This is a genomic window from Shinella sp. HZN7 (assembly GCF_001652565.1).
GTDB lineage: Bacteria > Pseudomonadota > Alphaproteobacteria > Rhizobiales > Rhizobiaceae > Shinella > Shinella granuli.
On record NZ_CP015740.1, the window covers coordinates 95,589 to 119,439 of the forward strand.

Sequence of the window (23,851 nt, forward strand, 5' to 3'; positions counted from 1 at the left end):
GCCATGGGCGGGTTGACGGTAGAGGGCATCAGCCATGACTGGGGCGCGCGACGCGCGCTCGATGGCGTGTCCTTCTCCGTCGAGCCCGGCTGCTTCTGCGCCCTGCTCGGGCCGAACGGCGCCGGGAAATCGACGCTGTTCGGCATGCTCACGCGGCTCTTCACGCCGCGCACCGGCCGCATCGCCATTGCGGGGCACGACATGGCGCGGGAGCCCCGCGCCGCGCTGGCCCGCATGGGCGTCGTCTTCCAGGCTTCGACGCTCGATCCGGACCTCACCGTCAAGCGCAACCTGCTCTATTTCGCCGCCCTGCACGGCCTTTCCGGGCGTGAGGCGGAAACACGCGCCATGGCGGCACTCGAACGGCTCGGCATGGCCGAGCGCGCTGGAGAAAAGGCCGCGAAACTGAACGGCGGCCACCGCCGACGCATGGAGATCGCCCGCGCCCTCCTCCACCGGCCCGAGGTGCTGCTGCTGGACGAGCCAACGGTCGGGCTGGATGCCGCCTCGCGCGCGGCCATCACCGGGCATGTGCACGACCTCGCATCGCAGGGGCTCACCGTTCTCTGGGCGACCCATCTGGTGGACGAAGTGCGGGCGACGGACCGCCTCGTCGTCCTCCATCGCGGCCGGGTGCTGGCCGATGGCGAGGCCGGTGCGATCGGCGGCGACAACCTGACGGCTCGCTTCCTTGCCCTGACAGGAGAGCGGACATGACCGCGGAGGCTTTTCCAGCAATGGAGCAGCGATCGAGCGGCTTTTTCCGATCCCATCCCCTTATTGCGCTCAAGGCCATTCTCCACCGCGAGGCGCTGCGCTTCCTCGGCCAGCGCGGACGGCTCATCGCGGCGCTGGTGCGGCCTCTGGTCTGGCTTTTCGTCTTCGCGACAGGTTTTCGCGCGGCGCTCGGCCTCTCGATCACACCACCCTACCAGACCTACATCACCTACGAGATCTATATCGTGCCGGGGCTGGTCGGCATGATCCTGCTCTTCAGCGGCATGCAATCCTCCCTCAGCCTCGTCTACGACCGGGAAATGGGTTCCATGCGGCTGCTTCTGACGGCGCCGTTGCCGCGCTGGTGGCTGCTGTTCTGCCGGCTGCTGGCCGGCAGCCTCATCGCCGTGTTGCAGGCCTATGCCTTCCTCGCCATCGCGGCACTCTACGGCATCCGCTTCCCCTGGTCCGGTTATCTCGCCGCAGCTCCGGCCATGGTCGCCGCCGCGATGATGCTCGGCGCGCTCGGCCTGCTGCTCTCCTCCTTCATCCGCCAGCTCGAGAACTTCGCCGGCGTGATGAACTTCGTCATCTTCCCGATGTTCTTCCTCTCTTCCGCCCTCTACCCGCTGTGGAAGATGGCCGAGGCCTCGCCGCGCCTGCGCGACCTGTGCACCCTCAATCCCTTCACCCATGCCGTCGAGCTGATCCGCTTCGCCCTCTATGCCAAGGGCAATCCGACGGCGCTTGCCGTCACGCTCGCCGCCTTCGCCGTCTTCGGCCTCGTCGCCATCTGGGGCTACGATCCCGCCCGCGGGCTCACCGCACGAAAGGCCTGAACAGGGAAACGCCATGCGTCTTGCCATCCTCGTCCTCTCCACCGCCCTGCTGCTTCCCGCCAACGCCGCCCTGTCGCAGGCGCAAGCCGATGCGGACGGCACGCTCAATCCGGAGGAGCTGACGCTGAGCCGCGTCATGAAGGATGTCGCGGAGGGCCGCACCAGCATGACGATCTGTGCGACCGGCTACTACATCACCAAGTCCGGCCGCCACGAGATCGCGCGCGCGCTCTTCGAACGCTGCGCCGCGGCCGGCTGGAGCGGGGCGATGACCTGGATGTCGCAGCTCCACGACAACGGCCTCGGCGGCCCGGAAAACCCGGATGCCGCTGCCGAATGGGACCGCCGCGCGGCCGAAGCCGGCGATCCGGTAGGCAAGCTCAACTACGGGCTCGACCTGATGCGCGGCCGCGGCGTCGTCGAGAACCGGGCGCTCGGCCGCCAATATATCGACGAGGCGGCCGAAAGCGGCCTTCCCACCGCACGGCGCCTCAAGGGCGCCGGCTACGACCTCGACGTCGTGACGCCCGACGCCGACAACGGGAAATATGCCCCGGCCTTCTGATCCTCCCCGGCAAGCCGCGCAGGCCGGCCTTCCAGACGAAGGATGCGGCCGGCAAGCCGCTCGGCTTCCGCCCGGATATGGGTCACAAGCAGCGTCGCGCAGGGGCGGGCGGCAATCAGACGTTCGAACAGGCCCATCATCTCATCCGCCAGCGCCGGATCGAGACTGACAAAGGGTTCGTCCATCAGCAACAGGTCGGGCGTGGACGCGAAGGCGCGCGCCAGGGAGAGGCGCCGCTGCTGGCCGAGGGAGAGCATGCCCGGGAAACGGTCGCCGAGCCCCGCCAGCCCCACATCCTCCAGCCAGCGCCGCGCCTCCGCCTCATCGATGCGCGCGACGATGGTGAGGTTCTGGAGCGCCGTGCGCCATGGCAGAAGGACAGGCTCCTGGAAGACCATCGCGATGCGCTCCGTCGCCATCCGCCGTCCGGCAAATCGCCCGTCGAGGCCGGCGACGATGCGCAGCAGCGAGGTCTTGCCGACGCCGGACGGGCCGGTCAGCGCCACCGTTTCGCCGGGAATCAGCGAAAGCGCGAGCGGGCCGAGCACATGGCCCGGCCCGCCCTTCTCCAGATCGAGCCGGAGAACCGGCTCAGCTGCCGGGATGATGGAAGACACCATCGGGCAGCTCCTTCAGGTCCCCGACAAGATCGGCACCGCCAAGCTCGGTCATGAGGGCGAGCATGCGGGCCGCCGCCTTCTCATCGACCGCCCCCGGCTTCGGCGTGCCGGCGAGGAAGCCCGCCTTCAGTGCCTCGAACTCGGCATCGTTCGCCGCCTTCATCATCGGGCGGATGCGCTCCCAGGCGGCCGGGTCGGAAGCCAGCCTTTGCTTGGCCGCAAGCGAGGCCGCCGCGATCGCCTCGCCGAGGCCCGGATGGGCCTTCAGCACGTCCCCGCGCACCACATAGCCGACGAGCGGCGTTTCCGGGTCGAGCCCGAGAGCCTCGGCCGCCTTGTCGACCGTCAACAGCGTGCGCATGCCCGCCGCCTGCATGCGGGCGCCGAAATTCCAGAAGTTCAGGGCGCCCTGCACCTCGCCATCGAGCGCCGCCTTGTAGACGAGCGGCGGCGCGCCAAAGATCTGCTCGGTGGTGGCCGAAAGGTCAAAGCCCTCCACCTTCTGCGCATAGGCGCGCAGGATCAGCCAGCTCTTGTCGATGGGGCTGCCGGCAACGCCGACCTTCTTGCCCTTGAGGTCCGCGAGGGTCTTGGCGGAGCTGTCGGCCGCCACCATCAGCCCGCCGACGGCGCGCGAATAGGGAATGAAGACGAGATCGCGGCCGGCGGCGCGCTCGCGTGCCACCCAGAGCCAGTCGGAGACGATCATGTCCACCTCGCCCGCGACGAGCGCGATCTGCGCCGCCGGCGCGCCGGCGACATCCCTCACCTCCATGGTAAAGCCGTTCGCCGTGTCGAAGCCGTAGTGGCGGATGGTATCGGCTTCCCAGTTCACCGTGCCGGAAAGCTGGAGCGCGGCGCGCACGACCGGCGTTTCGGCAAGCGCCGGCAGGAATGACAGGAGCGCGGCGGCGACCGCGGCGGCAAGCGATTTCAGGATCGTCATGGGCTCTCCTCCCCTTGATCCCGTGATGCTAGCCATCTCCCCGACGGCCCGATATACGACCTATTGACGGGGGTCGGGCATGCCCCAAACCCGCCGGAACGGGCCTTTTACGACCAAGGTCCAATTCAACCCTCCCGGAACTGCGCCGATGATCCCCTTCGTGGAGCCCGCGTCCTGCTGCGGGCATGGAGTGGGAGGATGCCATGAGGAAACTCGTACTGGCCGCGATCGCGGCCATCGCCTGTTCGAGCGCCGCTTATGCCGGCGTGACGGAGGACGACCTTGCCAGGGACGCCGAAACCGTCGGCGACGTCTTGACCAACGGCATGGGACGCGGCCTGCAGCGCTTCTCGCCGATGGAGACGCTGAACACCGGGAACGTCAAGAATCTCGTGCCGGCCTGGGCCTTCTCGCTCGGCGGCGAAAAGCAGCGCGGCCAGGAAAGCCAGCCGATCATCTATGACGGCATCATGTACATCACCGGCTCCTACAGCCGCCTTTATGCCATCGACGTGAAGACCGGAAGGGAAATCTGGCAGTACGACGCCCGCCTGCCGGAGGGCATCCTTCCCTGCTGCGACGTGGTCAATCGCGGCGCGGCGATCTTCGGCGACAACATCTATTTCGGCACGCTCGATGCGCGCATCGTCGCGCTGAACCGCAAGACCGGCGATGTCGTGTGGAACAAGAAGATCGCCGACTACAAGGAAGGCTACAGCTACACCGCCGCTCCGCTGATCGTGAACGGCCTCGTCGTGACGGGCAATTCCGGCGGCGAGTTCGGCGTCGTCGGCGAGGTGCAGGCGCGCAATGCCGAGACCGGCGAGCTCGTCTGGACCCGCCCTGTCATCGAAGGCCACATGGGCACCTTCAAGGGCAAGGAAAGCACCATGACCGGCACGCTCAACGCGACCTGGCCGGGCGACATGTGGAAGACCGGCGGCGGGGCGACCTGGCTCGGCGGCTCCTATGACGAGGACACCAGGACGCTCGTCTTCGGCGCCGGCAACCCGGCCCCGTGGAACAGCCACCTGCGCAATGCCGGCACGCCGGTGGAGGGCAACAAGGGCGACAACCTCTACGCCGCCTCGCGCCTCGGCATCGACCCCGAGAACGGCGAGATCAAGTGGCACTTCCAGACGACGCCGCGCGAAGGCTGGGATTTCGACGGCGTGAACGAGGTCGTTCCCTTCGTCGACAAGGACGGCAACAAGCGCTTCGCCACCGCCGACCGCAACGGCTTCTTCTACGTGCTGAACCGCGAGGACGGCAAGTTCGTCTCCGCCCATCCCTTCGTGAAGAACATCACCTGGGCCAAGGGCATCGACGAGACCGGCCGGCCGATCTACAACGAGGACAACCGTCCGGGCGATGCGGCGGCGGCGGCCGACGGCGCGAAGGGCCAGCAGGTCTTCGCCGTGCCGTCGTTCCTTGGCGGCAAGAACTGGATGCCGATGGCCCACAGCCCGAAGACGGGCCTGTTCTACGTGCCCTCCAACGAATGGGGCATGGACATCTGGAACGAGCCGATCAGCTACAAGAAGGGTGCGGCCTATCTCGGTGCCGGCTTCACCATCAAGCCGCTCTTCGAGGACCATATCGGCAGCCTGAAGGCGATCGACCCGAACACCGGCGAGATCAGGTGGGAATACAAGAACGGCGCCCCGCTGTGGGGCGGGGCGATGGCGACCGCCGGCGGCCTCGTCTTCTTCGGCACTCCGGAAGGCGATTTCATCGCCCTCGACAACGAGACCGGCGAGGAACTGTGGAAATTCCAGACGGGCTCGGGCATCGTCGGCCAGCCGGTGACCTGGGAACAGGACGGCGAGCAATATGTCTCGGTGATCTCCGGCTGGGGCGGCGCGGTTCCGCTCTGGGGCGGGGAAGTCGCCAAGAAGGTCAACTACCTCAACCAGGGCGGCACGGTCTGGACCTTCCGCCTGCCAAAACAACTGGCCTCGCTGGACTGAGATGACAAGCCGGGCGGAAACGCCCGGCTTTGTTGCTTTGGCGCTGGCCGAAAGGCCGATGAAGACGGATGAATTCGATGCTAAGCTATCGCCAGCCCTATCGGGAATTTCGCATGATGCCAGTTGTAGTGCCGGAAAAACCTGTTCACACGCTGAGAAAGGCGCTGATCGTCGACGATCATCCGCTGTTCTGCGACGCGCTGGCGATGACGCTGACGGGACCGGTCGGCATTCCGGATGTCGAGGCCGTCGGCACGCTGGAGGCAGCGCTGGCGCGGCTCGCCGCCGGCCCCCGGCCCGACGTCGTGGTGCTCGATCTCAACCTGCCCGATGTCAACGGGCTCGACGGCGTCGTGCGCCTGCGCCAGGCGGCGCCGGAAACGCCCATCGTCGTCGTCTCGTCGCTCGACGAGGTCCGCGTCGTGCGCGCGGCGCTGAAGGCCGGCATCAACGCCTTCGTGCCGAAACACGCCTCGCGCGAGGAATTCCGCGAGGCTTTTTCCGTAATCGCGCGCGGCGAGATCCATGCGAGCCGCCTGGCGCTCGAAGGGTCCGTGCCCAGCCTGTCGGAGGAAGCGGTCAAGCGGCTTGCGCTGCTGACGCGCCAGCAGGCCCGCATCCTGCAGCTCGTCTGCGCCGGGCGCATGAACAAGCAGATCGCCTACGAGCTTTCCATCGCCGAGACGACCGTGAAGGCGCATGTCACCGCCATCATGCGCAAGCTCGGCGTCCAGACGCGCATGCAGGCCGTGCTGTTCGCCCAGGAGGCGAGCTTCGCCACCATGATCACCGACGCCTAAGACCATCGGCCAAGGGCCGCATTCCAGGCTGGCGCTGCACCGCGCGGGATGCTTTAAAATGGAGGACGGGGGAACGGCGGAGGAGGCCATCACCCGTGGATGAACACTATATCGCCCGTGCGCTCGTATCCGCGCACGAGAGCCGTCCGGTCGAGCGCCTGGCCGCGGGCCTTGGTCCCGGTCCGTTTGCGCTCGTCCTGCTTTTCGTCTCGCCGGAGGCCGACGTCGCCGCCATCGTCTCAGAAGGGGCGAAGACCTGGCCGGGCGCGAGGATCGCCGGCTGCACCACAGCGGGCGAGATTTCCGGAGCGGGCTACGACGAGGAGAGCATCGTCGCAGTCGGGTTCCATGCCCGCCACTTCGCCGCCGAGACGCTGCTGGTTCCCGATCTCTCCAAACTCGTCGCCGCCGAACTTTCCGATGCGCTGCAGCATATCCGCCAGACGCTCGCCCGCGACCATGGTCACCTGGCGGAGGAGTTCGCCCTGCTCCTCGTCGACGGGCTTTCGGCGCGCGAGGACGAGCTTGCCTCGGCGCTCGCCGCCGCCACCGGCGCAATGCCGCTGATCGGCGGCTCGGCCGGCGACGGCACGCATTTCCGTGAAACGCTCGTCTTCGACGGCAAACGGCTTCTCGCCAATGCCGCCGTCATCTCCGTCATCCGCGGCGACTGTCCGCTGCGCCCGTTCAAGATGGACCATATCAGGCCGACGGCGCGGCGGATGGTCGTGACGGAGGCGGATCCCGAGGCCCGCATCGTGCGGCGCATCAATGCGGAACCTGCCGTGCGCGAATATGCCCGCCTCATCGGCATGCAGCCGGAAAGCGTCGATACGCTGACCTTCGCCATCCACCCCCTCACCGTGCGCATGGGCGAATGCCACCATGTGCGCGCCATCCAGCGCGTGCTGCCATCCGGCGAACTGCTGTTCTTCTCTGCGATCGACGAGGGCATGGTGCTGACGATCGCCGAACCGCACAATCTCGTCGGGCACCTCTCGGCGGAATTGCAGGCGCTGAAGGAACCGGCCGATCCGGTCGCCGTGCTCGCCTTCGACTGCATTCTCCGAAGGATCGAAGCGCAGGAAAAGCAGATGACCGGCCGTGTTTCGGAGCTCCTGCGCCAGCACGGCGTCATCGGCTTTTCCACCTATGGCGAGCAGATCGGCCCCATGCATATCAATCACACGATGACCGGCTTTGCCTTCTACCCGCCCGGCACCATCGTTCCGGAAAACACCCCATGAACGGCCGCATCTCCGACGGCCTGTTCGATCCTGCCGATGGCGAGGCCCGGAACTTCGAAAAGATGCTCGTCATCACCGACGCCCTGATGCGCCACGTCGAGCAGAGTTCCGGCGACCGGGGCGCCGCGTTCGAACAGTTTCGCCGGGCGGCCATGCTGGAAGAGCGCGTCCGCCAGCGCACACATGATCTCGAAGCCACGCTGAAGCTGCTCAACGAGGCCAACAGCGCGGCCGAAAGGGCCCGTCGCGACCTGTCGCAGGCCATCGAGGCGATCGAGGAAGGCTTTGCGCTGTTCGATCCCGCCGAGGTGCTCGTGCTCTGCAACTCGCGCTTCTGCCGGGACCTTGCCGATGTGCGCGAGAAGCTCTCGCCCGGCATAACCTTTGCCGGCTATGTGGAGACCGCCAGCCAGTCCGCCATGCTTGCCCTTCCGGCGGGCGTGACGCCGGCGGCCTGGGTGGCGGAGCGTATGCGGTTGCACCGGGCCCGGCAGGTGTTCAATGTCGAATTGACCGGCGACCGGTGGCTGCAGGTGAGCGAGCAGCGGACGGTCGACGGAGGCACCGTCATCCTCCAGACCGACATTACCGACATCATCCGCATGGAGCGTTCGGAGCGCGGCAAGCTGCTGGACGACCAGGCCCGCATGATCCGCGCCACGCTGGAGCACATCAACCAGGGCGTCGGCATCTTCGACGCCAACCGCCTGCTTGCCGGATGGAACAGCCGGGTCGCGCAGCTCCTCGACATCCCGCCGCGCCTGCTGCGGCGCGGAACGCCGTTTGAACTTCTGGCAAGGCACATCGCCCGCCATGTCCGTCTCGGCGACACGTTCTCCGCCGAACTGCTCCTCACATGGGTCGACGGCCGGCTTCCACGAAACCCGCTCTCCTTCGAGCTTCAGCATGTGTCGGGTATCGTGCTCGACGTCTTCGCGCAGGAAATGCCCGGACGGGGCTTCGTCATGTCGTTCGCGGATGTGACGCGCGAACGACAGGCCATCCACGCCATGATCCGGGCGAACAGCTCGCTCGAAGCGCGCGTGGCCGCCCGCACCGGCGACCTGGCGGCGGCGCTCGCGGAGGCCGAGCGCGCCAACTCCGCCCGCGTCCGCTTCGTCGCCGCCGCCAGCCACGATCTCCTGCAGCCGCTTTCCGCCGCGAAGCTCTTCGTCGCCGCCGCCCGTGACGATGCGGAGGCAACGCCGATGCGCGGAACGCTGGAAAAGGCGCACAATGCCCTTGCCAGCGTGGAGGGCATCCTCGGGGCGCTGCTTGATATTTCGCGGCTGGAAGCCGGCGGGGCAGCGGTCGATATCGGGCCGGTCCCGCTCTCCCTGCTGCTCGGGCAGCTCACCGACGAGTTCGCCCCCATCGCCGCGCGCAAGGGGCTGAAACTCGATATCCTCCCCTGCAGCCTGACGGTGTCGAGCGACCCGACCTATCTGCGCCGCATCCTGCAGAACCTCATCAGCAACGCGATCCGCTATACCGCCCGGGGCCGCGTTCTCGTCGGCCCCCGCCGGATGAACGGCCAGGTGCGCATCGAGGTCCACGACACCGGACCGGGCATTGCGGCGGAAGAGCAGAAATCGATCTTCCGGGAGTTCCACCGCATCCAGGGCTCGGCATCGGCCTCCGAGGGAATGGGGCTTGGCCTTGCGATCGTGGAAAGGGCCTGCACCCTTCTCGGCCACCGGCTGGCGCTCCGGTCGAAGCCGGAGCACGGCACCTGCTTCTCGGTCGATCTCGCCCTCGTCAGCCCTCACCCGAAATCCGCCTATCTCGAGGCCACGCCGACGATTCCCGAAGAGCCGAGCGACAACAACGACCGCATCGCGCTGCTGGTGGAGAACGATGTGGAACTGCGTGAGGCCATCGCGCTGCTGCTGGAACGGCGCGGGGTCAGCGTCCTGGAGGCGGCAAGCGGGGAGGAGGCGCTCATCCTTCTGGAGGAAATCGGCATCGTGCCCGATCTCTACCTCGTCGACCAGCAACTCGACGGCGCTCTTACCGGCATCGAGACGGTCCAGGCGCTGCGCGCCAAATATGGGGAACGCCCGACCCGCATCCTGACCGCCAACCGAACACCGCAGACACGCCTCGCCGCCGATGCCGCCGGCATCGAGGTCATGTACAAGCCGATCGCCGCCGATGCGCTGGAAGCCTTCGTGCTGCACGTCAATTGACCGGCACCAAGGTCGAATTGCAGCCCGTGCCCCGCCATGGAACATCCCTTCCACCCGATGGAGGAGGAAGGACATGAAAAAGCTCTACATGACCGTTGCCATGACGATCCTGGCCGCCGGCGCGGCCCAGGCCGCCGAGCATACGATCAAGATGATGAACAAGGGTGAGAGCGGCAACATGGTCTTCGAACCTGCCGCCGTCGCCGCCCTCCCCGGCGATACGATCCGTTTCATCCCGACCGACAAGAGCCACAATGTCGAGGGGATCAAGGGCATGCTGCCCGAGGGCGTGAAGCCCTTCAAGAGCAAGGTGAACGAGGAATACGTTCTGACCGTCACCGAACCCGGCTATTACGGGCTCAAATGCTCCCCGCATTTCAGCATGGGCATGGTGGCCCTCATCCGCGTCGGCGACACGCCCTCCAATCTCGAGGCCGCCGAGGCCGTCAAGCTGCCGGCAAAGGCTGCGGAACGCATGAAGGCCGCTTTCGAGACCCTGGCGGCACAATAGGAATTCCGGTCGATCTGATCCTTCGCGCCGGGAAGATCACAGTCGCCTCGCGCCGTCGCACGTCTTCGGCAGACGGATTTTCGCACGGCCGCCCCGATAGGCACATCAAGCCGCCTGCTGACGCTGCTGGCGCGAAAGCAGTGCCGGGAGCGGCTCGGTTTGGCTTTCGGGCATTGTCATACCGTCAGGTGCCGGCGCGCCTCCGGCGTATCAAGCGTCTCGGCCGCCCCCTCGTGCACGATCTCGCCGCGATCCATGATGTAGACGTGGTCGGCCAGCTCGCGGCAGAAATCGAGGTACTGCTCGACCAGCAGGATGGCCATGCCGGTGGAATCGCGCAGGTATCTGATCGCCCGGCCGATATCCTTGATGATCGACGGCTGGATGCCCTCGGTCGGCTCGTCGAGCACGAGGATTTTCGGCCGCGTCACCAGCGCCCGGCCGATGGCGAGCTGCTGCTGCTGGCCGCCGGACAGATCGCCGCCGCGCCGGCCGAGCATGGATTGCAGCACCGGGAAGAGGCTGAAGATCTCGTTCGGGATGAAGCGTTCCGCGCGCTTCACCGGAGCGTAACCGGATTCGAGATTCTCCTTGACGGTCAGCAGCGGGAAGATTTCCCGGCCCTGCGGCACGTAGCCGATGCCCTGCTTGGCGCGGTTGTAGGGCGCCATGCCGTCGAGCTTCACGTCGTTGAAGGCGACGGTGCCGGAGGAGAGCGGGTGCTGGCCGGTGATGGCGCGCAGCAGGCTGGATTTGCCGACGCCGTTGCGGCCGAGCACGCAGGTGATCCTGCCCATCTCGGCCGTGAGCGAGATGCCGCGCAGCGCCTGCGCGGCGCCGTAGTGGAGGTTGGCGTTTTCGACGGTCAGCATGGAAAATCTCCGTTCGAACGGGTGGCCGCTCCCCCTCTGCCCTGCCGGGCATCTCCCCCTCAAGGGGGAGATCGGCAAGAGGTCAGTGCATTGCTCCAACGCAAGGCCCGTGATGGGCGAGGCAGCGCCCCATCCGATCTCCCCCTTGAGGGGGAGATGCCCGGCAGGGCAGAGGGGGGCATCGCCGCAGCGAATTCCAACGACAGGAACACCGAATACATCCTCACCTCCCCAGATAGTTCTCGATGACCTTCTGGTCGGCGCTGACGAAATCGATCGAGCCTTCCGCCAGAACAGACCCTTCCGCAAGGCAGGTCACCTTCACGCCGAGATCGCGGATGAAACCCATGTCGTGCTCGACCACCACCACCGAGCGGGTTTTGGCGATCTCCTTGAGCAGGATCGCCGTTTCCGCCGTCTCCGCATCCGTCATGCCGGCGACGGGTTCGTCCACCAGCAGCAGTTCCGGCTCCTGCGCCAGCAGCATGCCGATCTCCAGCCATTGTTTCTGGCCATGGCTGAGGCTCGCCGCGAGGTCGTCCTTGCGGTTCATCAGCCGCACCGTCGAGAGGATTTCCTCGATGCGCGCCTTGTCCCCGGCGGTCAGGCGATAGAACAGCGTCGAAAAAACGCCGCGGTTGCGGTTGAGCGCCAGTTCCAGGTTGTCCCAGACGGTGTGGCTTTCGAAGACCGTCGGCTTCTGGAATTTTCGGCCGATGCCGAGCTGGGCGATTTCGGCCTCGTCCTTCTGGGTGAGGTCGATCGTGCCCTTGAAGAAGACCTCGCCGGAATCCGGCCGGGTCTTGCCGGTGATGATATCCATCATCGTCGTCTTGCCCGCGCCGTTCGGGCCGATGATGGCGCGAAGCTCGCCGGGCTCGATGACGAAGGAGAGCGAATTCAGCGCCTTGAAGCCGTCGAAGGAGACGGAGACGCCGTCGAGATAGAGGATGCTGCTGGGCTTTGCATTGCTTGCGAGCGTGTTCATGCCGGTTACTCCGCCGCCTGGGGTTCTGCCGCTGCAAAGGCGCGGGCCTCTTCGACGGCCTTCGCCTTGCGATACTCCTTGCGCCGTTCGAAAAACTGCCGCGCGGTGCCGACGATGCCCCGCGGCAGGAAGAGCGTGACGAGCACGAAGAGACCGCCGAGCGCGAAAAGCCAGAATTCCGGGAAGGCGGCGGTGAAGACGCTTTTTCCGCCATTGACGAGGATGGCGCCGACGATCGGGCCGATCAGCGTGCCGCGCCCGCCGACCGCCGTCCAGATGACGACCTCGATGGAATTGGCCGGCTCGAACTCGCCGGGATTGATGATGCCGACCTGCGGCACGTAAAGCGCGCCCGCGACACCGGCCATCATGGCGGAGACCACGAAGGCGAAGAGCTTCATGTGCTCGACCCGGTAGCCGAGGAAGCGGGTGCGGCTTTCCGCGTCGCGCACGCCGACGAGGATCTTTCCGTATTTCGAGCGCACGATGCCCGACGTGACGACCAGCGAGAGGGCGAGCGCGATGGCGGAGGCCGCGAAGAGCGCCGAGCGCGTGCCGTTCGACTGGATGTTGAAGCCCAGAATGTCCTTGAAGTCGGTGAGGCCGTTATTGCCGCCGAAACCCATGTCGTTGCGGAAGAAGGCGAGCAGCAGGGCGAAGGTCATCGCCTGGGTGATGATCGAGAGATAGACGCCGTTGACGCGCGAGCGGAAGGCGAACCAGCCGAAGACGAAGGCGAGCAGGCCCGGCACCAGCACCGCCATCAGCGCGGCGAACCAGAACATGTCGAAACCGTACCAGAACCAGGGCAGCTCCTTCCAGTTGAGGAAGACCATGAAATCCGGCAGCAGCGGATTGCCGTAGGAGCCGCGCGCGCCGATCTGGCGCATCAGGTACATGCCCATGGCATAGCCGCCGAGCGCGAAGAAGGCGGCGTGGCCGAGCGAGAGGATGCCGCAGAAACCCCAGACGAGATCGAGCGCCAGCGCCAGCAGCGCATAGGTGAGGTATTTGCCGAACAGCGAGACGATGTAGGTCGGCACATGCAGCGGGTGGTCCGGCGCGGTCAGGAGGTTCAGCGCCGGGACGAGGGCGGCGAGCGCGAGCAGGATCGCGACCGTTATGACGATGTTGCGCCCGAGGGCTTTTGCGAGAAACGAGGTGATCATGCTTCCACCGCCCTGCCTTTGAGTGCGAAGAGCCCGCGCGGCCGCTTCTGGATGAAGAGGATGATGAGCACGAGCACGAGGATCTTTCCGAGCACCGCGCCGGCATAGGGCTCCAGCACCTTGTTGAGGATGCCGAGCGAGAAGGCGCCGACCAGCGTGCCCCAGAGATTGCCGACGCCGCCGAACACCACGACCATGAAGCTGTCGATGATGTAGCCCTGGCCGAGATTGGGCGAGACATTGTCGATCTGCGAGAGCGCCACGCCCGCGATGCCGGCAATGCCCGACCCCAGGGCAAAGGTCAGCGCGTCGACCCAGGGCGTGCGGATGCCCATGGAGGAAGCCATGCGGCGGTTCTGCGTGACGGCGCGCATCTGCAGGCCCATCGGCGTCTTCTTCAAAAGGAAGAGCAGGAAGGCGAAGACGGCGAGCGAGAAGACGATGATCCACATGCGGTTCCAGGTGACCGTCAGGCCGCCGAGTTCGAAGGCGCCGGACATCCACGAGGGGTTGGCGACCTCCTGGTTGGTCGGGCCGAAGATCGAGCGCACGGCCTGTTGCAGGATCAGCGAGACGCCCCAGGTGGCGAGCAGCGTTTCGAGCGGCCTTCCATAGAGGAAGCGGATGATGCCGCGCTCCATGACGAGCCCGACGGCGCCGGTGACGAGGAAGGCGAGCGGCAGGGCGATGGCCAGCGACCATTCGAAGAGGCCCGGCCAGGCGGCGCGGATATAGGCCTGCACGACGAAGGTGGTGTAGGCGCCGAGCATGACCATCTCGCCATGCGCCATGTTGATGATGCCCATCACGCCGAAGGTGATGGCAAGGCCGATCGCCGCCAGCAGCAGCACGGAGCCGAGCGACAGGCCGTACCAGATGTTCTGCGCGCCGGCCCAGAGCGAAAGCTGGTCCTCGATCTGCCTGATGCCGGCCTCGATATCGGGGCGCAGGCTTTCATCGGCCGAGGCGAGCGCCCCGGAGAGCAGCGACAGCGAATCCCGCCCGCCGGTCTCGACCACGGTGGCGACGGCGGCCTTCTTCTCCTCCACCGGGCGGTCGGACACCAGGATGGCGGCGGCGCGGGCCTTTTCGAGCACGGCCTTGACCGCGCCGTCGGTTTCCGCGGCAAGCGCGATCTCCAGGCCGTCGAGCGCGTCGGCGGTCGGCGTGCGCAGGATCGTGCCGGCGGCCGAAAGGCGTACGTTCACGTCCGGGCTCATCAGCGTCAGCCCGCTGAGCGCGCCGCGGATGGCGCGGCGCAGGCCGTTGTTGACCTTGACCTTTTCCAGCCCCGCCTTGGCCTCCTCGCCGAGGTCGTCGCCCGTCAGCGCGTCGATCAGCCTGAAATTCGCGCCGGCCGGCCTGACGATGAAAACGATGCCGTCGGCCTTGCGCAGGTAGAGATCGCCCTCGGCGAGGGCTTCGAGGGCGGGGACGATCTTCGGATCGCCCGTCTTCGCCAGCGCTTCGATCTGTTTCTGGTTCTGCTGGAAACTGCCGCCGCCGAGCGCGTTGACCATGCTGCGCAGGTCGTCCGCCGCCCGGAGGTCGGTCGCCATCAGGCAGAGGGCGACGAGCAGGCATTGCAGGAAACGATGGATGAGCCGCGTGTGCATCTCATGACCTCGAAGCGTTGGGTGATGTGGCCATCCCAATGGGTTGGGATGGCAGTTCGTCGGCTGCCCCCCTCTGCCCTGCCGGGCATCTCCCCCTCAAGGGGGAGATCGGCAAGAGGTGAACACCGCGCTCAAACAGCGCCGCCTGTGACGGGCGAAACGGTGCTCCATCCAATCTCCCCCTTGAGGGGGAGATGCCCGGCAGGGCAGAGGGGGGGGCCAGCACCAGAGGCGATTGCCTTTCCCTCAAGGCGAGGGGTCTTACACCCCTCTCCTCAAGCCACCGGATCACGACCCCTTGCCGCCGCACTTGCCGGTGGCGACGTTGAAGTTGCCGCAGGACATCGGCGCGCGCCAGTCGGCGATCAGGTCCTTGGAGTCGGCCAAAAAGTCCGACCACTCGTCGCCGACCACGAGGCCGGGGGTTTCCCACACGGTCTCGAACTGGCCGTCGGCCTGGATTTCGCCGATCAGCACGGGCTTGGTGATGTGGTGGTTCGGCATCATGGTGGAGTACCCGCCCGAAAGGTTCGGCACGGAGACGCCGATCATCGCGTCGAGCACGGCGTCCGTATCGGTGGTGCCGGCCTTTTCCACGGCCTTCAGCCACATGTTGAAGCCGATGTAATGGGCTTCCATCGGGTCGTTGGTGACGCGCTTGTCGTTCTTGGTGAAGGCCTTCCACGTCTTGATGAACTCGGCATTGGCCGGGTTGTCGACGGACTGGAAGTAGTTCCAGGCCGCGAGATGCCCGACGAGCGGGCCGGTATCGAGGCCGGCAAGCTCTTCCTCGCCGACCGAGAAGGCGACGACCGGGATGTCCTCGGCCTTGACGCCCTGGTTGCCCAGTTCCTTGTAGAACGGCACGTTGGCATCGCCGTTGATGGTGGAGACGACGGCGGTCTTCTTGCCGGCCGAGCCGAATTTCTTGATGTCGGAGACGATCGTCTGCCAGTCCGAGTGACCGAAGGGGGTGTAGTTGATCATGATGTCCTCGGGCTTCACGCCCTTGGAGATCAGGTAGGCTTCCAGAATCTTGTTGGTGGTGCGCGGATAGACGTAGTCGGTGCCGGCGAGCACCCAGCGCTCGACGCTTTCGTTCTCCATCAGGTAGTCGACGGCGGGGATCGCCTGCTGGTTCGGCGCGGCGCCCGTGTAGAAGACGTTGCGCTGGCTTTCCTCGCCCTCGTACTGCACGGGGTAGAAGAGGATCGAGTTCAGTTCCTCGAAGACCGGCAGCACGGACTTGCGCGATACCGAGGTCCAGCAGCCGAAGACGGCCGAGACCTTGTTGACCGAGACCAGCTCGCGGGCCTTTTCGGCGAAGAGCGGCCAGTCGGAGGCCGGGTCGACGACGACGGCTTCGAGCTGCTTGCCCAAGAGGCCGCCCTTCTTGTTCTGCTCCTCGATGAGCATCAGCATGGCGTCCTTGAGCGTCGTCTCGGAAATCGCCATGGTGCCGGATAGCGAATGCAGGATGCCGACCTTGATCGTGTCGTCGGCCGCGAAGGCGCCGTTAAAGGCCGTGGTCGAGAGAATGGCTGCGAGCAATGCGCCAGTGGCGCGTGCCTTGATGGACATGGTCTGAACCCCTCTGTTCTTTTTTGACCGCAACGGGGTGGATGGGCCGTTGCTGGGCGAGAACTATCGGCCCGCCATGCTGCGCTGCACATACGTCATTCTACGTAGTTGCCGGGGGGAAGCGGGAATCGTTTGCGGCAACGCAGCAATTTCAGGGGCGCCGCATCTGTGTTACGAAGGGTCCTGGTGTGTTGAGGTTCACCACCCTCTTCTCCGTCATCCTCGGGCTTGACCCGAGGATCCATGCAGCGGGTGCCGTGTGGATCCTCGGGTCAAGCCCGAGGATGACGGAGGGTGGGGGGATGGGGGTGGGCCGTGCCTCGATGCACCCCGAAAGGGCCGGATGAACCGGCCCCGAAAACAACACGAGGGAACAGCAGCGAAAGATGGCCGCACGCCAGCGCATCATCCCGATCCGCCGCGAATACAATCGCTGGGTCGCCAACCAGACGCTGGAAGACTACGCGCTGCGCTTCACCGCCAAGAGCGCGCGGCGGTTCTCGTCCGACCGCATCTCGCAGACCGCCATCGGCGCCATCTCCTTCCTGGCGCTGGAGGCCATCGGCGGCGCCATCACCATGTCCTACGGCACGACGAACGCCATCGTCGCCATCGTGGTGGCGAGCCTGATGATCCTCGTCGTCGGCCTGCCGATCAGCCGCTACGCCATCCGCCACGGCGTCGATATCGATCTCCTCAGTCGCGGCGCGAGCTTCGGTTATATCGGCTCGACGCTGACCTCGCTGGTCTATGCCAGCTTCACCTTCATCCTCTTCGCCATCGAGGCATCGATCATGTCCGGTGCGCTGGAGCTGGCGCTCGGCGTCCCGCTCTGGATCGGCTACATCATCTCGTCCGTCGTGGTGATCCCGCTGGTCACGCACGGCGTACAGCTCATCTCGCGCTTCCAGCTCCTCACCCAGCCGTTCTGGATCGTGCTCAACATCCTGCCCTTCGTCTTCATCGCCTTCGCGGACTGGGAAAAGGTCGGCGAGTGGCTCGCCTATTCAGGCCTCCACCACCCCTCCGGCCCGCCCGGCACCTATGCGCCCTTCAACCTCGTGGAATTCGGCGCGGCCTCGGCCGTCATCTTCGCCCTGATGGCGCAGATCGGCGAGCAGGTCGATTTCCTTCGCTTCCTGCCTCCGAACGGGCAGCGCAAGCTACACCACCGCATCGCCGTCTTCCTCGCCGGCTCCGGCTGGGTCATCGTCGGCGCACCGAAGCTGATCGCGGGTTCCTTCCTCGTCGTGCTGGCGCTGTCGACCGGCGTGCCCTCCACGCGGGCGGCGGATCCCGCGCAGATGTACTACACCGCCTTTGGCTACATGCTGCCCTGGGACATGGCAGCCCTTCTGCTGATGGTCGCCTTCGTCGTGGTCTCGCAGCTCAAGATCAACGTGATGAACGCCTATGCGGGCTCGCTCGCCTGGTCCAACTTCTTCTCGCGCCTGACGCACAGCCATCCCGGCCGCGTCGTCTGGCTGGTATTCAACGTGGCGATCGCGCTGCTTTTGATGGAGCTTGGCATCTACCGGCTGCTGGAGGAAACGCTCGGCGTCTTCTCCATCGTCGCCATGGCCTGGCTCTGCACCATCTCGGCGGACCTCTTCGTCAACAAGCCGCTCGGCCTCTCGCCGCCCGGCATCGAGTTCAAGCGCGCCCATCTCTATGACATCAACCCGGTCGGCCTCGGCGCCATGACGCTGTCGGCCATCATCGCGCTGACCGCCCATTTCGGCACCTTCGGCGAAATCCCGGCCTCGCTTGCGCCCTATATCGCCGCCATCGTCGCCTTCCTCGCCTCCCCGCTGATCGCCTGGGCAACACGCGGCAAATACTACCTCGCGCGAAAACCGCGGAAGAGCTGGGCGCTCCAGCACTCCATCACCTGCTCGATCTGCGAGCACCCGTTCGAGCCCGAGGACATGGCCTGGTGCCCGGCCTATGCCGCGCCGATCTGCTCGCTCTGCTGTTCGCTCGACAGCCGCTGCCACGACCTCTGCAAGCCGAAGGCGCGCTTCAACGCGCAGGTGGCGGGCGTCGCGAAGGCCATCCTGCCGGAGCCGGTGACATCGGCGCTCGCCACCCGCCTCGGCCGCTACGGCATCGCCACCGTGCTCTCCATCACGGGCATGGGCATCATCCTTGCCATGATCGCCCATCAGGTCGTCACCCATTCGCCGGAAACGGCGTCGGTGGTGGAGCGCACCATCTCCGTGGTGTTCTTCGTCTTCGCCGTGGTGGCGGGCGTCGTCTGCTGGTTCTACGTGCTGGCGCATGACAGCCGGGTGGTGGCGGAGGAAGAGTCCTCCCGCCAGACCACGCTGCTCCTGAAGGAAATCGCCGCGCACAAGAAGACCGACGCCGCGCTCCAGCAGGCAAAGGAAACGGCGGAGGCCGCCAACCGCGCCAAGAGCCGCTATGTCGTCGGCCTCAGCCACGAGCTGCGCACGCCGCTCAACGCCGTGCTCGGCTATGCACAGGTGCTGGAGCGAGACGAGAGCATCCCGCCGCAGCGGCAGGGTGCGATCCGCGTCATCAAGCGCAGCGCGGACCATCTTTCCGGCCTCATCGACGGGCTGCTCGACATTTCCAAGATCGAGGCGGGCAAGCTGCAGGTCTATTCCAACGAGATCCATATCCACGATTTCCTCGACCAGATCGTGCAAATGTTCCGCCCGCAGGCGCAGGCGAAGGGCGTCGCCTTCGAACACACGCGTCCCGCGAACCTGCCGCACTACGTGCGCACCGACGAAAAGCGCCTGCGCCAGATTCTCGTGAACCTCATTTCCAATGCGCTGAAATTCACCGATCACGGCACCATCCGCCTCGATGTCGCCTATCGCAGCCAGGTCGCGACCTTCACGGTCACGGACAGCGGCCGCGGCATTCTGGAAAAGGACCTGCCACGCATCTTCGAGCCCTTCCAGCGCGGCGATGCCGAGCACGGCCGCATGCCGGGGCTCGGCCTCGGCCTCACGATTACGCGGCTCTTGACCCAAACGCTCGGCGGCGAAATCGCCGTGACGAGCGAGCGCGACAAGGGCACCGAGTTCCGCGTGCGCCTGATGCTGTCCGCCGTCGACAGGCCGACGACCCCGAAGGACGCCGTGCGGCGCATCAAGGGCTATGTCGGCCGCCGCCGCACCGTGCTCGTCGTCGACGACAATGCCGACCACCGCCGGCTCATGGAAGAGGTGCTGCGCCCGCTCGACTTCACCGTGCTGACGGCGCGCGACGGCGCGGATTGCCTGACGCTGATCGAGGGCCTGAAGCCGGACCTGTTCCTCATCGATATCTCCATGCCCGGCATGAACGGTTGGGAGCTGGTCGCACGCCTGCGCGCGCTCGGCCAGCCCGGCCCGATCATCATGCTTTCGGCCAATATCGGCGACGGCTCGGTGGCATCGGCCCATACCGGCCACAACGACACGCTGGCAAAACCGTTCGACCTGCGCCAGCTCACCGACAAGCTCGCGCTGCAGATGGGCCTAGAATGGATCTATCACGACGCGGCGGAGCCGGACGCGCCGGCAGAGGCCAGCATCGTCATACCCGCGGAAAACCATGTTCAGGAGCTGATCCGCCTCGGCGAGATCGGCTATGTGCGCGGCATCGAGGCAAAGCTCTCGGAAATCGCCCGCACGCCCGAACACCAGCCCTTTGCCGAGGCCGTGCGCGCCTATGTCCAGGTCTTCGACCTCGCCGGCTATGACGCCTTTCTGAAAAATCATGGACCGACAGGAAAGCGCTGCCCGTGACCGAGACAGCCAGCCCGCGCGACATCGTGCTTATCGTCGACGATTCCCCCGAGGCCCTCGGCTTCCTGACGGAAGCGCTGGAGCAATCCGGCTTTTCCGTGCTGATCGCGACCTCGGGCGCCTCGGCGCTCAACATCGTCGATCGCATCACGCCCGATATCATCCTGCTCGATGCCGTCATGCCCGGCCTGGATGGTTTCGAGACCTGCCAGAAGCTCAAGGCAAATCCGGCGAGCAACCCCGTTCCCGTCGTCTTCATGACAGGCCTCACCGAGACCGAGCATGTCGTGCGCGCGCTGGAAGCCGGCGGCGTCGACTATCTCACCAAGCCGATCAATATCGACGAACTGCGCGCCCGTATCCGCGTGCATCTCACCAACGCCCGCTCCGCGCAAAGTGCCCGCGTGGCGCTCGACGCGGCTGGACGGCACCTGCTTGCCGTCAGCGACGGCGGAACGATCCGCTGGTCGACGCCGCAAGCAACCCGCCTCGTCAATGCCGCAACGGGCAACGACGACGGGCTTGATACGATCTCGGAGCATATCCGGGACTGGATGAAGACGCGCACAGCAGCGCGCGAGAACACCTTCACCATCACGCAGGCCGGGCAGGCAAGCCTACAGCTCTCCTTCCTCGGCACGATCGGCGCGGACGAATATCTCTTCCGCCTCACCGCCGTGAACCGGCTGTCCGACGACGAGATCCTGCGCCAGCATTTTCTCCTCACCCAGCGCGAGTCCGAGGTGCTGCTGTGGATCTCCAAGGGCAAATCGAACCGCGACATCGGCGACATCCTCGGCCTCAGCGCCCGAACGGTGACGAAGCATCTCGAGCAGATCTATATCAAGCTCGGCGTCGAGAACCGCGCCTCCGCGGCAGTTAAGGCTGCCCATGTCTTGCACGAAGCCTAGGCTCAATCGACATGATTGAATCCAGAGCAGGAAACCTTCGATGGAGATTTTTCGCGAAGGCATGATCTGACATCCTGGCGGAACCGCAGATAGGAGGGCTTTTGAGGCGCTACATCAGCGGCAGCGCCAGGATTGCGTGTTCATCGCCTCTTGCCGCGACAACCTGAACGCTGCCCCTCTCCACCGGCAAGGCAGCCGCGGGATGGCCCGTATGGTCGAAGAGGCATGTCAACCGGACCAGCCCATAGGTGAAATCCCGTTCCTTTCCGCCGATCTTCAGTCTTTGAGCGGCTTTCGGTGCCCTGGCAACCGCGGTCGTGGGACTCAGGATCAGGGTGTCGTCCTCAAGGATCGCATCGACCGCCGACCGCATCTGCCGGCGGTCGCGGCAAGCGTCCAGATAGGCCGGCATGGCGATCGATTCCCCATGAGCGATGGCTCCCTGCCCCTCTCTCGGCAATTCGGCACCGGATGCGACGAAACTGCGGTAGAACGCAGCCGTCTCAACGCAGAAGATCGTGCTGTGAACGCCGCTCACCCGGTCGAGGGCAGGCAAGCGGGCTTCAGACAGCGTGAGACCAGCACGCTCCAGCCTTCCAAGCGCCCCTGCAAAAGCGGCCTGCACTTCCCCATCGCATTCCGCGATCCAATCCGGATCGAAGACGACACGTCTTGCTGCGGAGCGAGGCTGTCCGGGCGGAACGAGCGCGTTGTTGACCAGCGCCAGGTCTTCGCGCGTGCGCGCCATGGGGCCGACATGATCGAGCGAGGGAACGAGGGGCCAGACGCCCGCCAGAGACCACTGTCCGAAGCTCGGTTTCAGCCCCGCAACTCCACATAGCGCCGCGGGGATGCGGATCGAGCCACCGGTATCGGTGCCGATCGCCGCATGGCAGAGCCCGGCCGCCAGCGCCGCGCCGGAACCGCCCGACGAGCCGCCGACGGAAAGCGTGGCGTCCGCCGGATGCGTCACTTCGGCGGTCCGCACCCCGAAGGCGCCGGGGTCGCTGACCGTCGTGCCGACGATCGTCGCACCCAGCGCGCGCAGCCGCGCAGTGATCCAGCCATCTTCCGTCGCCCTTCGATCCCGCAGGAAGCGCATGCCGGCGCTTGCATGCGCCGGCACCGTATCGATGTTTTCCTTCACGGCCACGCAGAGCCCGGCGAGCGGGCCGGGATCGCGGCCTGCCGCCCGGGTGGCATCGGCGGCGCGGGCTTCGGCGAGCGCCGTGGCCTCCAGGACCTCGCGATAGGCGTTGAGCCGGGGATTCTCCCGAACGATGCCCGCCAGCATCGCCCGGGCGATCTCCTCGGCACTCGCCGCGCCGGAGAGAAAGGCGGCGCGGGCGGCCTTCGCCGAGGTGAGGATGCCGTTCAGAGGGTGCATCCGGGCACGTCCGGGTCGATCTGGCCGAAATTCTCGACGGTTTCCCAATGGCCGTCCGGTGTGCCGCGGGCAAGAATGGAGTTGGCACGCAGGCAGTTGTTTGCGGCGAAGTTCACGTTGCCCTGCGGCGCCTCGAACTCGACCTCGCGCAGCGCCTTGATGACCGCGTCGCTGTCGGTCGATCCAGCCTTCTCCACGGCGGCGGCATAGAGATAGACGCCGTCATAGGCTGCCTCGCCAATGGCATTGATCGGTTTATCGGCGCCGTATTTCCTGGCGAAGGCTTCCGTGAAGACCTTGTTGCGCGGCGTGTCCAGCTTCATGAAATAGGCCTGGTTGGAAAGCGTGCCGGCCGTCAGCTCCGGATGGGCGAAGGAGAACAGCTCGTCGAGCGCATTCGAGAAAAGCTGCTGCTTGAAGCCGAAGGACTGGTACTGCTTCAGCGCCGTGATGACATCGGCCCCTGCCACCATCATCCAGATGAAATCGGGATTGGCCGCCCGCGCGCGGTCGAAGATCGGCGCGAAGTCCTGCGTGCCGAACGGAGCGAATTCTGCGCCGAGCAGCTTGCCGCCGAGCTTTTCGATCTCCGTCCTGATGACTTCCGTCGAATTGCGCGGCCAGATGTAATCGGAGCCGATGACATAGACCGTCTTGCCGGTGTTCTTCGTCAGCCAGCCAAGCGACGGCACGATCTGCTGGTTGGGCACCTGGCCGGTCGAGAAGAAGCTCTTCTCGCAGACCCCGCCCTCATAATAGGTCGAGTACATCAGGATATGGTTCGCCGGGCTGGTGACGGAACGGGCAGCGACATGCTCCAGGGATGCGATCATGCCCATGGTCGCGACGACTTCGTCCTCGAACACCAGCTTGCGCGCCTTTTCGATGGCGCCGCGCGTGGTGGTCTGGTCGTCCTCCACGACATATTCGATCTTGCGGCCACCGATGCCGTTGGCGGCGTTCAGTTCCTCGACGGCCAGCTCGAAGCAGTGGAGCTGCGTTTCTCCGAGAATGGTCTCAAGGCCGGTGAGGCCCGACAGGAAGCCGAGCTTGATCGTGTCGGCGGCGCGCAGGATGGACGGCGCGCCGAGCGCCGAGACGGCGGCGATGCCGGCAAGGCCCTGGAGCGTGCGGCGGCGGGTGATAAGCGTCATTTCAG

Annotated in this window: 19 protein-coding genes; 10 read left to right on the forward strand and 9 right to left on the reverse strand. The window is 65.9% G+C overall.

The features are described from left to right. The first annotated feature begins 3 nt into the window (after window positions 1–3). The 3 genes from shn_RS29575 to shn_RS29585 are packed head-to-tail and all read left to right on the forward strand — an operon-like array spanning window position 4 to window position 2,121. Window positions 4–717 carry an ABC transporter ATP-binding protein gene (locus shn_RS29575; RefSeq protein WP_064334128.1) on the forward strand — a complete coding sequence of 238 codons (714 nt, stop codon included), beginning with the start codon at window positions 4–6 and terminating at the stop codon, window positions 715–717. A 20-nt stretch (window positions 718–737) separates the two neighbouring features. After that, complete coding sequence (locus shn_RS29580) at window positions 738–1,556, forward strand: ABC transporter permease (protein WP_064334129.1); 819 nt, start codon at window positions 738–740, stop codon at window positions 1,554–1,556. A gap of 13 nt (window positions 1,557–1,569) precedes the next feature. Further along, window positions 1,570–2,121 (forward strand): tetratricopeptide repeat protein, encoded by a 552-nt coding sequence (locus shn_RS29585; protein WP_064334130.1) that lies wholly within the window; start codon window positions 1,570–1,572, stop codon window positions 2,119–2,121. Here the strand turns inward: shn_RS29585 and shn_RS29590 are convergent. Then, window positions 2,061–2,741 (reverse strand): ABC transporter ATP-binding protein, encoded by a 681-nt coding sequence (locus tag shn_RS29590; protein ID WP_064334131.1) that lies wholly within the window; start codon window positions 2,739–2,741, stop codon window positions 2,061–2,063. The two genes, shn_RS29585 and shn_RS29590, sit on opposite strands and share 61 nt — an antisense overlap. Then, window positions 2,713–3,687, reverse strand: coding sequence for an ABC transporter substrate-binding protein (locus shn_RS29595; protein ID WP_064334132.1), 975 nt, complete (start codon window positions 3,685–3,687; stop codon window positions 2,713–2,715). The genes shn_RS29590 and shn_RS29595 overlap by 29 nt, the downstream gene beginning before the upstream one ends. A gap of 203 nt (window positions 3,688–3,890) precedes the next feature. Between shn_RS29595 and shn_RS29600 the strand changes: the two genes are divergently transcribed. From shn_RS29600 to shn_RS29620, 5 genes are all read left to right on the forward strand, one after another. Then, window positions 3,891–5,657 (forward strand): PQQ-dependent methanol/ethanol family dehydrogenase, encoded by a 1,767-nt coding sequence (locus shn_RS29600; RefSeq protein WP_064334133.1) that lies wholly within the window; start codon window positions 3,891–3,893, stop codon window positions 5,655–5,657. Between the two features lie 113 nt (window positions 5,658–5,770). Continuing rightward, window positions 5,771–6,457 (forward strand): response regulator transcription factor, encoded by a 687-nt coding sequence (locus shn_RS29605; RefSeq protein WP_245337517.1) that lies wholly within the window; start codon window positions 5,771–5,773, stop codon window positions 6,455–6,457. Window positions 6,458–6,552: 95 nt separating this feature from the next. Continuing rightward, window positions 6,553–7,704 (forward strand): FIST N-terminal domain-containing protein, encoded by a 1,152-nt coding sequence (locus shn_RS29610; protein WP_064334134.1) that lies wholly within the window; start codon window positions 6,553–6,555, stop codon window positions 7,702–7,704. Next, entirely contained in the window at window positions 7,701–9,893 is a 2,193-nt protein-coding gene (locus shn_RS29615; RefSeq protein WP_145926095.1) for a PAS-domain containing protein, read from the forward strand. Before shn_RS29610 ends, shn_RS29615 begins: the two co-directional genes overlap by 4 nt. A 73-nt stretch (window positions 9,894–9,966) precedes the next feature. Continuing rightward, window positions 9,967–10,404, forward strand: a complete 438-nt coding sequence (locus shn_RS29620; protein ID WP_064334135.1) for a pseudoazurin — start codon at window positions 9,967–9,969, stop codon at window positions 10,402–10,404. A 176-nt stretch (window positions 10,405–10,580) separates the two neighbouring features. On the opposite strand, the gene urtE is transcribed toward shn_RS29620, so the two are convergent. The 5 genes from urtE to urtA form a co-directional block, all read right to left on the reverse strand. Then, on the reverse strand, window positions 10,581–11,276 hold the full coding sequence (gene urtE / locus shn_RS29625; protein WP_064334136.1) for an urea ABC transporter ATP-binding subunit UrtE: 696 nt from the start codon (window positions 11,274–11,276) through the stop codon (window positions 10,581–10,583). 223 nt (window positions 11,277–11,499) lie between these two features. Then, window positions 11,500–12,264 carry an urea ABC transporter ATP-binding protein UrtD gene (gene urtD, locus shn_RS29630; protein WP_064334137.1) on the reverse strand — a complete coding sequence of 255 codons (765 nt, stop codon included), beginning with the start codon at window positions 12,262–12,264 and terminating at the stop codon, window positions 11,500–11,502. A 5-nt stretch (window positions 12,265–12,269) separates the two neighbouring features. Beyond that, complete coding sequence (urtC, locus tag shn_RS29635; protein WP_064334138.1) at window positions 12,270–13,433, reverse strand: urea ABC transporter permease subunit UrtC; 1,164 nt, start codon at window positions 13,431–13,433, stop codon at window positions 12,270–12,272. Then, window positions 13,430–15,049, reverse strand: coding sequence for an urea ABC transporter permease subunit UrtB (gene urtB / locus shn_RS29640; RefSeq protein ID WP_064334139.1), 1,620 nt, complete (start codon window positions 15,047–15,049; stop codon window positions 13,430–13,432). The genes urtC and urtB overlap by 4 nt, the downstream gene beginning before the upstream one ends. Before the next feature lie 288 nt (window positions 15,050–15,337). Then, window positions 15,338–16,630: an urea ABC transporter substrate-binding protein gene (gene urtA, locus shn_RS29645; protein WP_064334140.1), complete on the reverse strand. Its 1,293-nt coding sequence runs from the start codon at window positions 16,628–16,630 to the stop codon at window positions 15,338–15,340. 386 nt (window positions 16,631–17,016) lie between these two features. Here urtA and shn_RS29650 point away from each other — a divergent pair, with 386 nt between their 5' ends. After that, window positions 17,017–20,394 carry an ATP-binding protein gene (locus tag shn_RS29650; protein ID WP_064334141.1) on the forward strand — a complete coding sequence of 1,126 codons (3,378 nt, stop codon included), beginning with the start codon at window positions 17,017–17,019 and terminating at the stop codon, window positions 20,392–20,394. Continuing rightward, complete coding sequence (locus shn_RS29655; RefSeq protein WP_064334142.1) at window positions 20,391–21,305, forward strand: response regulator; 915 nt, start codon at window positions 20,391–20,393, stop codon at window positions 21,303–21,305. The genes shn_RS29650 and shn_RS29655 overlap by 4 nt, the downstream gene beginning before the upstream one ends. 109 nt (window positions 21,306–21,414) lie before the next feature. Here the strand turns inward: shn_RS29655 and shn_RS29660 are convergent, their stop codons facing one another. Beyond that, a complete protein-coding gene (locus shn_RS29660) occupies window positions 21,415–22,692 on the reverse strand; it encodes an amidase (protein WP_064334143.1) in 1,278 nt (425 codons plus the stop codon). After that, a complete protein-coding gene (locus shn_RS29665; protein ID WP_064334144.1) occupies window positions 22,680–23,846 on the reverse strand; it encodes a substrate-binding protein in 1,167 nt (388 codons plus the stop codon). Before shn_RS29665 ends, shn_RS29660 begins: the two co-directional genes overlap by 13 nt. Window positions 23,847–23,851 lie beyond the last annotated feature (5 nt).

What these genes read in the sequence shown, in the direction of transcription:
- shn_RS29575 (WP_064334128.1), top strand. Translation starts at nt 4, where the DNA reads ATGGGCGGGTTGACGGTAGAGGGCATCAGCCATGACTGGGGCGCGCGA.
- shn_RS29580 (WP_064334129.1), top strand. Translation starts at nt 738, where the DNA reads ATGGAGCAGCGATCGAGCGGCTTTTTCCGATCCCATCCCCTTATTGCG.
- shn_RS29585 (WP_064334130.1), top strand. Translation starts at nt 1,570, where the DNA reads ATGCGTCTTGCCATCCTCGTCCTCTCCACCGCCCTGCTGCTTCCCGCC.
- shn_RS29590 (WP_064334131.1), bottom strand. Translation starts at nt 2,741, where the DNA reads ATGGTGTCTTCCATCATCCCGGCAGCTGAGCCGGTTCTCCGGCTCGAT.
- shn_RS29595 (WP_064334132.1), bottom strand. Translation starts at nt 3,687, where the DNA reads ATGACGATCCTGAAATCGCTTGCCGCCGCGGTCGCCGCCGCGCTCCTG.
- shn_RS29600 (WP_064334133.1), top strand. Translation starts at nt 3,891, where the DNA reads ATGAGGAAACTCGTACTGGCCGCGATCGCGGCCATCGCCTGTTCGAGC.
- shn_RS29605 (WP_245337517.1), top strand. Translation starts at nt 5,771, where the DNA reads ATGATGCCAGTTGTAGTGCCGGAAAAACCTGTTCACACGCTGAGAAAG.
- shn_RS29615 (WP_145926095.1), top strand. Translation starts at nt 7,701, where the DNA reads ATGAACGGCCGCATCTCCGACGGCCTGTTCGATCCTGCCGATGGCGAG.
- shn_RS29620 (WP_064334135.1), top strand. Translation starts at nt 9,967, where the DNA reads ATGAAAAAGCTCTACATGACCGTTGCCATGACGATCCTGGCCGCCGGC.
- urtE (WP_064334136.1), bottom strand. Translation starts at nt 11,276, where the DNA reads ATGCTGACCGTCGAAAACGCCAACCTCCACTACGGCGCCGCGCAGGCG.
- urtD (WP_064334137.1), bottom strand. Translation starts at nt 12,264, where the DNA reads ATGAACACGCTCGCAAGCAATGCAAAGCCCAGCAGCATCCTCTATCTC.
- urtC (WP_064334138.1), bottom strand. Translation starts at nt 13,433, where the DNA reads ATGATCACCTCGTTTCTCGCAAAAGCCCTCGGGCGCAACATCGTCATA.
- urtB (WP_064334139.1), bottom strand. Translation starts at nt 15,049, where the DNA reads ATGCACACGCGGCTCATCCATCGTTTCCTGCAATGCCTGCTCGTCGCC.
- urtA (WP_064334140.1), bottom strand. Translation starts at nt 16,630, where the DNA reads ATGTCCATCAAGGCACGCGCCACTGGCGCATTGCTCGCAGCCATTCTC.
- shn_RS29650 (WP_064334141.1), top strand. Translation starts at nt 17,017, where the DNA reads ATGGCCGCACGCCAGCGCATCATCCCGATCCGCCGCGAATACAATCGC.
- shn_RS29660 (WP_064334143.1), bottom strand. Translation starts at nt 22,692, where the DNA reads ATGCACCCTCTGAACGGCATCCTCACCTCGGCGAAGGCCGCCCGCGCC.
- shn_RS29665 (WP_064334144.1), bottom strand. Translation starts at nt 23,846, where the DNA reads ATGACGCTTATCACCCGCCGCCGCACGCTCCAGGGCCTTGCCGGCATC.